The following is a 13,035-nucleotide window of genomic DNA, read 5'->3' as shown; positions in this document are numbered from 1 at the left end:
CCCTCTTGACATCGTTGCCGATGCAAGCATGTCCGCCTGTCATATTTCCGATACCATGCCAAGTCTCACGCCTACCACCGGCCCGTCGCATGTCCACTGCCCCGCAAAAGCCGCTCGCGATTCGTGAGCGTCTGTCCGAAGTCCGCTACGAAATCCGGGGCGAGCTGGCGCGACGAGCGCGGGAGTTGGAGGCGCAGGGCCGCAAGCTGATCAAGCTCAATATCGGCAACCCGGGTGCATTCGGGTTCCGCGCACCGGAGCATCTGCAGCGCGCCATCGCCGACGACATGGGCCGCACCGATCCCTACACCCATCAGCAGGGCCTGCCGGAAGCGCGCGAAGCGGTCGCCAAGGCGTATTCGCGGCGTCAGCACCCGGATGCGCATCCAGACCGCATCTTCATCGGCAACGGCGTCAGCGAGCTGATCGACCTGTCGCTGCGTGCGCTGCTCAACCCCGGCGACGAAGTGCTGGTGCCCTCGCCCGACTACCCGCTGTGGTCGGCGGCGACCATTCTCAACGACGGCCGCCCGGTGTATTACCGCTGCGCGCCGGAAAACGGCTTTCAGCCGGACCCGGTGGAGATCGAGACGCTGGTGTCCTCGCGCACCCGCGCCATCGTGCTGATCAATCCGAACAACCCCAGCGGCGCCAGTTATTCGCGCGAGCTGCTGGAGCGCATCGTGGCGATCGCCACCAAGCACAATCTGCTGCTGATGGTCGATGAGATCTACGACCAGGTGCTCTACGACGCCGCCGCCTTCGTGCCGGTGGCACCCCTGGCAGGTGCGCACCCGTGCATCACCTTCAGCGGCCTGAGCAAGGTGCATCGCGCCTGCGGTTGGCGGGTGGGCTGGGCACTGCTGTCGGGCGATCAGGCACGCATCAACGACCTGCGCAACGCGATGGACCTGCTCGGCGCGCTGCGCCTGTGCGCCAACGTGCCGGGCCAGTACGCCATCGATGCGGCGGTGAACGGGCCGGACACCATTTCGGCGTTGTGCGCTCCCGGTGGTCGTTTGTATGAAACCCGCCGCGCGGTGATCGAGGCCTGCGCGGCCAGCGAGCATCTGTCGCTGGTGGCACCGGCCGGTGCGCTGTACGCGTTCCCGGCGGTGGTGGGTGCGGCGGCGCGCAACTTCGACGATCACGCGTTCGCACTCGACCTGATGAATGAAGAAGGCGTGCTGGTCGTCCCAGGCTCCAGTTTCAACGTGCCGTATCGCCATCACTTCCGCGTGACCTTGATGCCCGAAGCCAGCGTCATGCGCGATGTGTTCGCCCGCATCGACCGCGCATTGGCACGCCGCGCCGAAGCGGTCACCAAGGTGGTTCCGCTCAAGTCGCGCAGCGTGGCGTGATGGCGGCGCTTGGCAGGCCGCTGCGCTATCTGGCGCTCGGCGATTCGTACACCATCGGTGAAGGCGTCGCGCCCGCCCAGCGCTGGCCGATGCAATTGGCGGATGGGTTGCGTGGTTACGGCTGGAACGTGGCGCCACCGCAGATCATCGCCACCACCGGCTGGACCACCGACGAGTTGCAGGCGGGTATCGACGCCGCGGCACCGCAAGGCCCGTTCGAATTGGTGAGCCTGCTGATCGGCGTCAACAACCAATACCGCGGGCGCGCGTTGGATGAGTACCGCCAGCAATTCGATGCGCTGCTGCTGCGTGCAATGACCTTTGCGCAAGGCCATCCCGCACGCGTGTTCGTGCTGTCGATTCCCGATTGGGGTCTGACTCCGTTTGCGCGTGCACAAGGCGGCGATGCCGCGCTGATCGGCGCACAGATCGATGCCTTCAACGCGATCGCTGCCGACCGTTGCAGCGCGCACGGCGTGCGCTTTGTCGACATCACGGCCACCAGCCGCGATGCCGGCGATGCGGCGGACATGCTGGTGGACGACGGCCTGCACCCCTCCGGCGAGATGTATGCGCGTTGGACAGCATTGGCGTTGCCGGCGGCGCGTGACGCGCTGGGCGCTGTGGGATCCCTGGACACGACTGTCTAAATCCCAGCACTGTTTGGCGCACATCTGCGTTGTGCCTTTGCATACGAATCTCTGACCCTGCATCTGCGGCACAACGTTCGTCGGTACACGCGCCACAGCACCACCTCACCGCGTGCAATTTCGGAAAAGACCGCCCCTTCGAATACGGCTACGCCGCTCAAAAACATGACTCGGCCCTACCGCAATCAGCCCGACAGGCCCTAAGCTAGCCGCGCGACACGCCTGATTGCCAAGGAACGACATTGCACAGCACTGCCACCCAACCGATGAGCCGCGCGCAGGCATTGAAGATTGCAAGCGCGTTTCTGCCGCCGCATCCGCTGGGTAACCGCTACGACTACTACTACACGCAGGCCAAGCTGCGCACCGACCCGCTGTACCCGGGTGTGCTGGCCGAGCTGCGCAAGACCACCGCGCCGGTGCTGGATCTGGGCTGCGGGCTGGGCCTGCTTGCCCATGCGCTGCGCGCCGATGGTCAGGCGCTGGCGTATCACGGTGTGGATGTGGATGCGTCCAAGATCCGTCGCGCGCAGCACATCGCGCAGCGGTCCAACCTGGGCAACACCAAGTTCGAAGTGGTCGATCTGAGTGTGGCGTGGCCGCAGCATCAGGGCAGCGTCACTATTCTGGATGTGCTGCAGTATCTGCAGTCGGACATGCAGGCCAGTCTGTTACGCAGCGTGGCGCAGATGCTCACGCCCGGTGCGAAGCTGGTGATCCGCAGCGCGCTGGGCGATGCCAGCAGCCGCGGCCGTACCAGCCGCGTCACCGACGTGCTGGCGCATCTGAGCGGCTGGATGCAGCGCATGCCGCGCAGCTATCCCACCCGTGACAGTCTGCAAGCGCATCTGGAGGCGGCCGGTCTGCGCGCCACGTTCGCGCCGCTGTATGGCAACACGCCGTTCAACAATTGGCTGATCGTGGCCGAGCCGCGCTGAGCAATGCGCTACGAACGACGGCTACCCGTAGCGAGCACTCGTCGATTAGAGATGGCAGGGGCGAAGGAATTGCCGTGTACAGGCGGTACATGCAGCCCCAACACTGATTGCGCCCGCCTTGCAGCGAGCACGGCTGTTGTCCTGGTCGCGCTTAATCCGGCCGCCGCCCCACCAATCCGCGCGCCTGCATCGCCTCCAGCACGCCGCGCAGGATGGTGAGGTTATGGCCGTGCGCAGCACCTTCGTGCAGCAGCACGATGGCGCCGGGCTGCAGGTCGCGCACGATGCGCGCGATGGTGGTCCCCGGCTCGCAATGCACGCCGTCGAAACCGCGCGCGCTCCAGGCCACGCGAGTCAGCCCGTGGGCACGCAGTGGCGAGGCGACGAAGGGGTTCGTCATGCCCACCACCGAGCGGTACAGCCGTGGCGCCTGGCCGGTGATGCAGGCCAGCACGCGCTGCGCCTGACCGATTTCCTGCGCCATGCGGCGCGGCCCCAGCGCCCAGAACCACGCCTGCGGATGGGTATGACTGTGGTTGCCGATGCCGTGCCCGCGGCGCACGATCGCGCGCACCAGTTCCGGCCGCTGCTCGGCACGCGCGCCGACCACGAAGAAGGTGGCCTTGGCATCATAAGCGTCCAACAGGTCGAGGATGGCCGGAGTGTCGTCGGACGGGCCATCATCGATGGTCAGCCATACATGCGGCACGCGGCCGGGTAGCCGTGCCAGCACCGGCGCATACAGGCGCGCGCGCGGCAGGAACACCGGCACCACGAACAGCGCATGCGACAGCAGCAGCGCCGGCAGCCCCCAGCCCCAGCCCAGATGCCACCACAGCACCGCCACCGCAGCCTGCGAGAGAGCGAACAAGCCCACCCAGCGGTAGGGGTGGGAGGGGATGCGATACAGCGTTTCCGGCGTGGTCATGCCGCATGATGCCATGCGGCGTAGAATGCCCGGTCTCCACGCTCTCACCGAAGTGCTGCCATGTCCCTCGATCCCGCCCTGCGTTCCCGTATCGATACGCTGCTGCAATCCAGCCGCGTGGTGCTCTTCATGAAAGGCCAGCCCGGCATGCCGCAGTGCGGTTTTTCGGCCAAGGCAGTCGGCGTGCTGGACGGGCTGGGCATCGACTATGCCCACGTCAACGTACTGGCCGACCAGGAGATCCGCGAGGGCATCAAGGCCTATGGCGACTGGCCGACCATTCCGCAGCTGTACGTGGACGGCGAGCTGATCGGCGGCAGCGACATCATCCTGCAGATGGCCGACAGCGGCGAGCTGAGCAGCATGCTCGGCCTGCAGGCGCCGGATCGCAGCCCGCCCAAGATCACCATCACCCCGGCTGCGGTGGAGATGCTCAAGGGCGCGCTGGCCGATGCGCCGGATGCGTCGTTGACGCTGGCCATCGATGCCAATTTCCAGCCCAATTTCCAGTTGGCGCCAACCAATCCGAACGCCATTGCCGCCGAATCCAATGGCCTGCGCGTGCAGTTCGACCTGGCCAGCGCACGCCGCGCCGACGGCATCACCATCGACTGGGTGGACGACATCCGCGGTCGCGGCCTGGCCATCGACAACCCCAATGCGCCCAAGCCGGTGCAGGAGCTGTCGGTGCGCGATGCCGACGATCGCCTCAAGGCCGGCGGCCTGACCCTGGTGGACGTGCGCCCGGCCGACGAGCGTGCGCTGGCCACCGTGGCCGCACCGTTCCGCACCCTGGATGCGCACGAGCGTGCCGCGATCGAACAGCTGCCCAAGGACACCCCGCTGGCATTCCTGTGTCACCGCGGCGGTCGCAGCCTGCAGGCGGCCGAACATTTCCGCAGCCTGGGCTTTACCAATGTCTACAACGTCACCGGCGGCATCGATGCCTGGTCGGACGAAGTAGACAATGGTGTGGCGAAGTACTGAGCAACACTGGGCGGTCGCTGCAGGGTCGCGGTTGCCGCGCACGCGTCATCTCGCACATGTAGAGTGCGGCGCTCGCGTGACCCGTGCGACCACGACTTGCACAGATGCAAGCTGCTTGGCACACCGCAGACCGAAACGGGCGCTCCTTGGAGCGTCCGTTTTTTCATGGATCAACCTGCACAAGGACATCGCTGCAATGCACACCCGCTTGCGCTCTCTCGCCCTGGCCGCACTGCTGCCATTGGCCGCCTACGCAGCCGAACCGTCGCGCGCCGTGCTGCTGGTCCAGACCTACGACAAGCAGCCGACCGACGCTCCGCTGGAATACATCCCGGTATGGCTCGGCAAGAGCGTGGCGAAGGAATCGACCCTGCCCAATGCGCTGCTGAGCCAGCCGCTGCAGATCTTCAATGCAGGCGTTTCCGCCGGCAACCTGCGGCTTGCGGCGCTAACGGTGGACGACAACAGCATGTGCGGCGGCACTGCGAAGCTGCGCATCAAGGGCAACCCCACGTTGGCCGATTCGCCATTGCTGTCGACGGTGGACGTAAACCCCGGCAAGCGCTTTGCCGGCCGGGCGGCGACTGCCAGCGAACAGGCCGAGCTTTTCCGCCAAGCGGGCGAGACCGCGCAACTGCACAAGAGCGTCAAGCCGGCAGCACTGACGCAGGCGCTGGCAGCGTTCAATGCCGATCGCGCTCAGGACCTGGCGGCGCTGCAGATCGTCACCGATACGCAGCAACCGCAGCGGCGCGTGGCCGTGCTGACCTCCAATCATCCGATCAAGACCGGCAATCCGGACAACCCCACCGGCGTGCTCGTCGTGCTTGCGATCTTCGAACATGACGGCAGCCGCTGGCAGTTCCGCAAGGGGCACGCTGCGAGCGGCTGCGACGATTGCGAAGACCTGCCGCTGCGCACGCATCTGTTGCAGTTCGGCGATATCGACGGCAACGGCACGCTCGATTTCGTGCTGTCGGAAAGCGGCTACGAAAGTTACGGGTTCTATTTACTGCTCGGCGAAGGCCCCACCTGGCGTTCGGAAGCGTTGCCGGGCGGCTGCTGATCGGTTCTTTAGTGCATGCGCGATCGCTGTTGCGGCATTGCGCGTGGCACGCATCCACCCACTGCAAGGCCGACGCTAGTTCGGCGCTAGTTCGGCGCTAGCGCCGTCGTTGCAGACGCCGCACGGCAAACCGCAACCGCCGGCATGCAACTAACCGACGCCGGTCTTCAACCGGCAAACCCGCCTTCGTCCAGAAACTGCTGTTCTTCTGCCGTGGCATCACGTCCCAACACCGCATTGCGGTGTGGAAACCGGCCAAAGCGCTGAATGATGCGCTGATGCTCCAGCGCCGAGTGGGTGCTCTCGGCGTCGCCCAGCGCAGTGATCAGCTGCACCGCACGCGCCTGCTCATCGGCGTCTTCGGCATGCCCGAAGGGCAGATAGAAAAACAGGCGTAATTGCGCCGTCACCTGTTGATCGAAGCCGCTGGCGAGCGCCTGCTTGGCATGCTGCAATGCCAGCCCGTCGGTGGCGTAGGCATGGGCGCTACCGCGAAAGGCATTGCGCGGAAATTGATCGAGCAGGATCAGCAGCGCCAGCGCATCTTCGGCACGCGCCATCCAATGCGCATAGTCGCCCCGCGCAGCAGCAAAATGCTGCTCGCTGAAGTGCTGACGAAAATTGGCATCGAATGCATCGTTGTGCGTGAACCAGCGGGCCGAACCGGCCAGCTCCCAGAAAGCCAGCACTACATCGGCCTGCTTATTGCGCTCTGTTTTGGCAATCATCGACGTTCCCCCTGAGGAATACGGCACAGCATGCACGCTTGCATGTGATGAAGCAGCCGCAACCGCACCTTCAGCACTTGGCAAGCATGGCGCTGGCGGCTAGGTTTGCGGCCTACGCGTTCGTTTCACCGGGGGAAATCCATGCGTTCCATCCTGTTCGCCGCGCTGGGCGCGGCGGTGCTGTGCGGGCCTGCGTCTGCGGCACCGCGCTTCGTGCAAGACCCCTACCCCAGCACCTACCGTGCGCTTGCGTCCGGTCCGGTGCTGATCCAGCATGCCACGGTGCTGACCGGCACCGGCGAGCGGCTGGACGATGCCGACGTGCTGCTGCGCGACGGCAAGGTGGCCGCTGTCGGCAAGGCGCTCGAGGTGCCCGCGGATGTGCGCCGCATCGACGGCACCGGCAAGTGGGTGACGCCCGGCATCATCGATGTGCACTCGCATCTGGGCGTCTACCCCAGCCCGGGCGTCAGCGCGCACAGCGACGGCAACGAAATGACCGCACCGGTCACGCCCAACGTGTGGGCCGAGCATTCGATCTGGCCACAGGACCCTGGCTTCGGCACCGCGCTGGCCGGTGGCATCACCTCGCTGCAGATTCTGCCGGGCTCGGCCAATCTGATCGGCGGGCGCGGCGTCACGCTCAAGAACGTGGCGTCCACCACCTACCAGGGGATGAAATTTCCCGGCGCGCCGTGGGGCCTGAAGATGGCCTGCGGCGAGAACCCCAAACGCGTGTATGGCCAGAAAGGTGGCCCCGGCACGCGCATGGGCAACGTGGCCGGCTACCGCGCCGCGTTCATCGATGCGGCCGAGTATCTGCAGAAGAACGCACCGAAAAAGAAGACCGCACAGAAGCGTCATTGGTGGAGCAGCGGCGGCGACAACGACAGCGGCGGCGATGCCGGCGGCAAGCGTGATCTCAAGCTCGACACCTTGGCCGGCGCCATCAACGGCGATATCCGCGTGCACATCCACTGCTACCGCGCCGATGAAATGGCGACCATGCTGGATCTCTCAAAGGAATTTGGCTTCCACATCGCGGCCTTCCATCACGGGGTGGAGGCCTACAAGCTGGCCGACCGCCTGGCGCAGGAAAACGTCTGCGGCGCGCTCTGGGCCGATTGGTGGGGCTTCAAGATGGAAGCCTTCGACGGTATCCAGGAAAACATCGCACTGGTCGATCGCCCGGCCAACAGCTGCGCCATCGTGCATTCGGATTCGGAAGAAGGCATCCAGCGGCTCAACCAGGAGGCCGCCAAGGTGATCGCCAACGCGCGTCGCAGCGGCATGGAGATTCCGCCCGAGCGTGCCATCCGCTGGCTCACCAGCAACGCCGCCAAGGCGCTCGGCATCGAGCAGCAGACCGGTGCCTTGGAGCCGGGCAAGATGGGCGATGTGGTGATGTGGAACGGCAACCCTTTCAGCTCGTATGCGTTGGCCGACCAGGTGTACATCGACGGCGCACAGGTCTACGACCGGCACAACCGCGCACTGCAGCCAGTATCGGACTTCATGCTTGGCCAGGAGATGGCACGATGAGCCGCGCAACCGGTGTGCGCCCGCGTCTGCACGCGATCGCTGCCTTGCTCATGGCCACGCTTGCATTGCCGGCCTTCGGCCAGCAGGTCTTGATACGCGGCGCTACCGTGCATACCGCCACCGCGCAGGGCACGCTGCAGAACACCGACGTGCTGGTGCAGGGCGGCGTGATCCGCGCCATCGGCCGCAACTTGACGGCGCCTAGCGATGGCCGTGTGGTCGAGGCGAAAGGCCGCCCACTGACACCGGCCTTGTTCGGCGGCATCACCGAGATCGGCATCGAAGAAGTGTCCGGCGAAGAGAGCACGGTGGACAGCGGCGTCAAGCTGGCCGACCAACCGATGCGCCCGGAATTCGACGTCACCCTGGCCTACAACCCCGATTCGGTACTGGTGCCGGTGGCGCGTGTGGAAGGCATTGGCTTCACCGCGCTCGGCGCCACCACCAGCGGCGCCTTCATTGCCGGCCAGGGCGGCATCGTGCGGCTGGACGGCAGCCCAGATCCGCTGGGCCCACATGCGCTGTTTCTCCGTCTTGGTGCAGCGGCGTCCGGTCTCACCGGCAGTTCGCGTGCGGCGCAATGGATGTTGCTCGATCAACTTGTTGCCGAAGCGCGCGGACGCATCCCGGCCGATTCGCCACATGCATTGCTGACCCCGGTCGGGCGCGGCGTACTGGCAAAATATCTGGCCGGCCAGGGGCGCATCGTGGTGCAGGTGGAACGCGCGGCCGACATCCGCCAGTTATTGCGCTGGGCGCAGCGCGAGAAGGTGCGCATTGCCATTGCCGGCGGCGCCGAAGCATGGAAGCTCGCGCCACAACTGGCGCAGGCCAAGGTCCCGGTGCTGGTCGACGCGCTGGCGGATCTGCCATCGACCTTCGACCAGATCGGCGCAACGCTGGAAAACGCCGCACGTCTGCGCGCTGCCGGTGTGGAGGTCAGCTTTACCCAAAACGGCGATGCCTCGCACAACGCACGCAAGCTGCGCCAGCTGGCCGGCAATGCGGTCGCCAATGGCCTACCGTGGGAATCCGGCCTGGCCGGTCTGACCCGTGTGCCAGCGGAAATCTTCGGCGTTGGCGATCGCATCGGCAGCATTGCGGTAGGCAAGCAGGCCGACCTGGTGCTGTGGGAGGGCGACCCGCTGGATGTTGCCCATTACGCCGAGCAGGTCTGGATGGGCGGCCGTGACATGCCGATGCGCTCGCGCCAGAGCGAGCTGCGCGACCGCTACATGCAGCAGGCCGGCCCGCTGCCGCGCGCCTATCTGAAGTAAGCGCGTGCGGCGCGCCCCATGCACGCCGCACCCGTCAGCATCGCGTTTCATCATTGATCTACCGGCACACCGCTTCACGGCTCCGCTCCCGTTTCAGCGGAATGCGCTCGCCAAGGATTGTTCATGCGCCTGCCACCTCCCCCGCTGTCGTCACTGGTCGCGTTACTGCTGTTGCTGCCGCTGTCGACCACTGCCCAATCGGGATGGATCAACCGGCAGGGCGAGGCGATTCCGGATTCGCCCAGCCGTAAGATGGTCCAGGGATTCGGCGCCAGCCTGCTGCTGACCTCGGATGCGGACTGGGCGGCAAAGTGGAATGCGCCCAGCGACACCACACCGCACTTCAACGAGGTGGATCATGTCAGCACCGGCGATGCGCTGTTTCTGCTGATCTTTATCTCTCATCCGGGCCTGGATGCGCAGCAGCGCGCCGATGTGGTGTGCAGCATCCGGGTCATCGACCCCACCGGACACGCCGAGCAGAACGCGGTTGATGCGCCGTGCCTGCAAGGACCAATCGGCGGTGATCCGCGCAATGTCTTCCTTGCACACGTCAGCATGACCGTGCGCACCGAGGCGAGCGAGCTGCCGGGCCGTTGGCAGGTGCAGGTCACGCTCACCGACCGCGAGCGCAGCGTCCGTCTTCCGCTCAGTACGACCTATACGCAAGGCCGCCAACGCACGCGTGCAAAAGCGCGATGAGCCGTCTTTCGATGCGTGTCCGCGCGCTCTACCTGCTGATCGCCAGCACCGTGTTGGCCATCGAAGTGGCGATCGGCGCCGGCGAGCTCGGCGGGCCGTGGGTGCGCGGCAGCCTGGGCGATGTGCTGGCGGTGATCCTGGTCTACTGCGGGCTGCGTGGCATGCTCGCGCTCGCGCCACGGCGGGCCTGCGTGCAAGCGGCGGCCACCGGGTGCCTGATCGAAGCCTTGCAGGCGATCCACCTGGCCGACCGCCTGGGGCTGCGGCCTGGCAGCGCTGCTTACATCGCGCTCGGCAATACCGCCACCCTGCACGATCTGCTGATGTACCTGATCGGCGGTAGTCTGGCGTACACGGGTGATGTGCTGTCATGGCGTGCTACCGCGTCTGGCGGGCGGCGTTCGCTGCAGTGATGTAGTCCACTAGGCCTATCGCATGGTTTCGGTTTCGTTCCTTGAAGTGCTCGGCAACCTTGGCGTCTCGCACTGGCACATGTCACGTGCCCACATTGCCGCTGCACGACCGTGAGTTCGCTATTCCAAGGTGGCGGCTTGCGTTCGATTGATCGCGAGGTGTTGCGTCAAGCACCCGCCAATCTTCAGCGCGGGATGGAAGCGGTGGGCGGGCGTCTGATTCTCACCACCGACGCGTTGCTGTTCCAGCCACACGCATTCAATGTGCAAACACCATCGTTGAGCGTGCCTTTTCGGCAGATCGTGGCGGTGCAGCCCTGCTGGACGCGCCTATTCGGCCTGCTGCCGATCGCGCCGACATCGTTGGCGGTGCGGTTGAGCGACGGAAACGAACATCGCTTCATGATCGGCAAGCGCGAACAATGGATGGCCGACATCGCCTCGGCACGGGACAGGTTGCGCTGAGCCCTGCAATGATGTCGTCCTGTCATAGAGCAGCCAACGAAGTGACCACGTTCATCGCCAGCTGGCAGCCGCTGGCGATCTGCGGCATGTGCCACTCGTGCACCGCGTTGGCTCGACGCCGCCCACGTCTACCTGACAAATGCGTTCTATGGTCTGCTAGCGTCGCTGGTGCATGCGCTCTTCCTGCCAATCGCAACTACCCACTGCACCGACCGGTCAGCGATGCCCGCATTCGGCCAACCACTCCCGTCTTGATTGCTGGAATTTCGAACAGTGCGCACATTCTCTGTCTCCGGCGCTCGCCTAGCATCGCGCGCCTGCATCGCACCGCTGTCCTGCGTCCGCAAGGTCACCACCATGCCCCGTCATCACCTGCACACCTTCGCCTACGCGCTGTTGCTCTATGCCGGCGTCAACGCACCTGCATTGGCCGACTTCGGGTTCACCCGCAGCGGCGATCGCGTAATTGTCGACAGCGGTGCCGAGCTGGTGTTTTCGGTCAATGCACACAATGGCGATATCGTGTCGATGTGCTATCGCAATAACGAATTGCAGACCACCGAACCGAAGGGCTCGCACATCGCTTCGGGGCTGGGCAGCGCCAGCGTGGACGCACGCATCGTGGGCGACACGATCGTCGTGTCCGCCAAGGCCGGCGATTTGATCCAGTACTACATCGTGCGCAAGGGCCGCAACGCGATCTACATGGCCACGTATGCGCCAACCTTGCTACCGGTGGGCGAATTGCGCTTCGTCGCCCGCTTGAATGTGCCCAGGTTGCCGAATGCGCAGCAAGAACCCGATTCCAATGTCGGCACGGCGATCGAAGGCGACGATGTATTTCTGTTGCCAGATGGACGCACCAGTTCCAAATTCTATTCCGCACGCCGGATGATGGACGACCAGGTGCATGGCGTCGGCGGCTCAGGCGTTGCAGTGTTCATGCTAATGGGCAACCGTGAGCGCAGTGCGGGCGGCCCCTTCTTCAAGGATATCGCCACGCAAAAGACCCGTGTGACACATGAACTCTACAACTACATGTATTCCGATCACACCCAGACCGACGCATTTCGTGGTGGCCTGCATGGTGTGTATGGGCTGCTGTTCACCGATGGCAGCGCACCGTCCAACAGCCAGCTCAACACCGAGTTTGTCGATGGCGCGCTGGGTCTGGCCGGCTATTTGCCGGCAAACGGGCGCGGCGCAGTCAGTGGGCACGTCAGTGGCGTGTTACCCGGCCAGCCAGCAGTCATCGGTCTGCGCAACGCGCAGGCGCAATATTGGGGCACCGCCGACGGCAACGGCGATTATCAGGTGGCAGGTGTGCGCCCGGGCAGCTATCGCATGACGCTCTACCAGAACGAACTGGAAGTAGCACAGCGCGACATTGACGTGTTTGCCAACGCCACTGCGCAAGCCACACTGCAAGCGGTCGCCTTACCAGGCATCCTGAAGTGGCAGATCGGCATTCCCGATGGCACGCCGGCTGGGTTCAGATACGCGGACCTGTTACCGCATGCACACCCTTCCGATGCGCGCATGCGCTGGTCTCCGGTGACCTACACCGTCGGGTCGAGCAGTCTGAGCAGCTTTCCGGCGGTACAGTGGCGCGGCATCAACACACCGAGCCGGATCGACTTCACCCTGGCCGCCAACGAGGTACGCGGCTATCGCCTGCGCATCTTCGTGCCGTTGGCCCAGGGCAGTGCACGCCCGCAGATCAGCGTGAATGCACGCTGGAGCGGACCGGCGCCTGCTGCCCCCACGCAACCGAAGACACGCGGCATCACGCGGGGCACGACGCGCGGCAACAACACCCTGTACGAAGTGGACATCCCCGCCTCTGCATTGCAGGCCGGCAGCAACCGCATCGAGATCGGCATTGCCTCCGGCTCCCCGGACAACGGCTACCTCAGCCCGGCAATCGTGTTTGACAGCATCCAACTGGTGGCGTTGTAGCAGCGACCGACAGTACGGC

The 13,035-nt window shown here is 65.2% G+C and carries 13 protein-coding genes; 11 read left to right on the top strand and 2 right to left on the bottom strand.

Annotated features, from left to right (window positions below):
- The first annotated feature begins 89 nt into the window (after positions 1 to 89).
- From M0D43_RS15285 to M0D43_RS15275, 3 genes are all read left to right on the top strand, one after another.
- Positions 90 to 1,361: a pyridoxal phosphate-dependent aminotransferase gene (locus M0D43_RS15285; RefSeq protein WP_252162083.1), complete on the top strand. Its 1,272-nt coding sequence runs from the start codon at positions 90 to 92 to the stop codon at positions 1,359 to 1,361.
- Positions 1,361 to 2,011: an SGNH/GDSL hydrolase family protein gene (locus M0D43_RS15280; RefSeq protein WP_252165082.1), complete on the top strand. Its 651-nt coding sequence runs from the start codon at positions 1,361 to 1,363 to the stop codon at positions 2,009 to 2,011. Before M0D43_RS15285 ends, M0D43_RS15280 begins: the two co-directional genes overlap by 1 nt.
- A 266-nt stretch (positions 2,012 to 2,277) precedes the next feature.
- Positions 2,278 to 2,949, top strand: coding sequence for a methyltransferase (locus M0D43_RS15275; RefSeq protein ID WP_252165081.1), 672 nt, complete (start codon positions 2,278 to 2,280; stop codon positions 2,947 to 2,949).
- A gap of 151 nt (positions 2,950 to 3,100) precedes the next feature.
- Here M0D43_RS15275 and M0D43_RS15270 read toward each other — a convergent pair whose 3' ends face one another.
- A complete protein-coding gene (locus M0D43_RS15270) occupies positions 3,101 to 3,892 on the bottom strand; it encodes a polysaccharide deacetylase family protein (protein ID WP_252162082.1) in 792 nt (263 codons plus the stop codon).
- Positions 3,893 to 3,937: 45 nt separating this feature from the next.
- Between M0D43_RS15270 and grxD the strand changes: the two genes are divergently transcribed.
- Together grxD and M0D43_RS15260 are read left to right on the top strand one after the other, a co-directional pair.
- Positions 3,938 to 4,864 carry a Grx4 family monothiol glutaredoxin gene (gene grxD, locus M0D43_RS15265; protein WP_252162081.1) on the top strand — a complete coding sequence of 309 codons (927 nt, stop codon included), beginning with the start codon at positions 3,938 to 3,940 and terminating at the stop codon, positions 4,862 to 4,864.
- A gap of 196 nt (positions 4,865 to 5,060) precedes the next feature.
- Positions 5,061 to 5,930 carry a hypothetical protein gene (locus M0D43_RS15260; RefSeq protein WP_252162080.1) on the top strand — a complete coding sequence of 290 codons (870 nt, stop codon included), beginning with the start codon at positions 5,061 to 5,063 and terminating at the stop codon, positions 5,928 to 5,930.
- Between the two features lie 167 nt (positions 5,931 to 6,097).
- Here the strand turns inward: M0D43_RS15260 and M0D43_RS15255 are convergent, their stop codons facing one another.
- Positions 6,098 to 6,658 (bottom strand): DUF924 family protein, encoded by a 561-nt coding sequence (locus tag M0D43_RS15255; protein ID WP_252162079.1) that lies wholly within the window; start codon positions 6,656 to 6,658, stop codon positions 6,098 to 6,100.
- Positions 6,659 to 6,799: 141 nt separating this feature from the next.
- Between M0D43_RS15255 and M0D43_RS15250 the strand changes: the two genes are divergently transcribed.
- The 6 genes from M0D43_RS15250 (at position 6,800) to M0D43_RS15225 (ending at position 13,016) form a co-directional block, all read left to right on the top strand.
- The gene (locus tag M0D43_RS15250) at positions 6,800 to 8,200 is read left to right on the top strand and encodes an amidohydrolase (RefSeq protein WP_252162078.1); all 1,401 of its coding nucleotides are present in this window, start codon (positions 6,800 to 6,802) and stop codon (positions 8,198 to 8,200) included.
- On the top strand, positions 8,197 to 9,477 hold the full coding sequence (locus M0D43_RS15245; protein ID WP_252162077.1) for an amidohydrolase family protein: 1,281 nt from the start codon (positions 8,197 to 8,199) through the stop codon (positions 9,475 to 9,477). The genes M0D43_RS15250 and M0D43_RS15245 overlap by 4 nt, the downstream gene beginning before the upstream one ends.
- 123 nt (positions 9,478 to 9,600) lie before the next feature.
- Positions 9,601 to 10,179, top strand: a complete 579-nt coding sequence (locus M0D43_RS15240; protein ID WP_252162076.1) for a hypothetical protein — start codon at positions 9,601 to 9,603, stop codon at positions 10,177 to 10,179.
- Complete coding sequence (locus M0D43_RS15235) at positions 10,176 to 10,592, top strand: ribosomal maturation YjgA family protein (RefSeq protein WP_252162075.1); 417 nt, start codon at positions 10,176 to 10,178, stop codon at positions 10,590 to 10,592. Before M0D43_RS15240 ends, M0D43_RS15235 begins: the two co-directional genes overlap by 4 nt.
- 138 nt (positions 10,593 to 10,730) lie before the next feature.
- Positions 10,731 to 11,057: a hypothetical protein gene (locus M0D43_RS15230; protein ID WP_252162074.1), complete on the top strand. Its 327-nt coding sequence runs from the start codon at positions 10,731 to 10,733 to the stop codon at positions 11,055 to 11,057.
- 357 nt (positions 11,058 to 11,414) lie between these two features.
- The gene (locus tag M0D43_RS15225; protein WP_252162073.1) at positions 11,415 to 13,016 is read left to right on the top strand and encodes a rhamnogalacturonan lyase B N-terminal domain-containing protein; all 1,602 of its coding nucleotides are present in this window, start codon (positions 11,415 to 11,417) and stop codon (positions 13,014 to 13,016) included.
- The last annotated feature ends 19 nt before the right edge of the window (positions 13,017 to 13,035 follow it).

This window comes from Xanthomonas prunicola (assembly GCF_025266575.1).
Taxonomy (GTDB): domain Bacteria; phylum Pseudomonadota; class Gammaproteobacteria; order Xanthomonadales; family Xanthomonadaceae; genus Xanthomonas; species Xanthomonas prunicola.
This window is presented reverse-complemented; position numbering and strand designations above follow the sequence as displayed.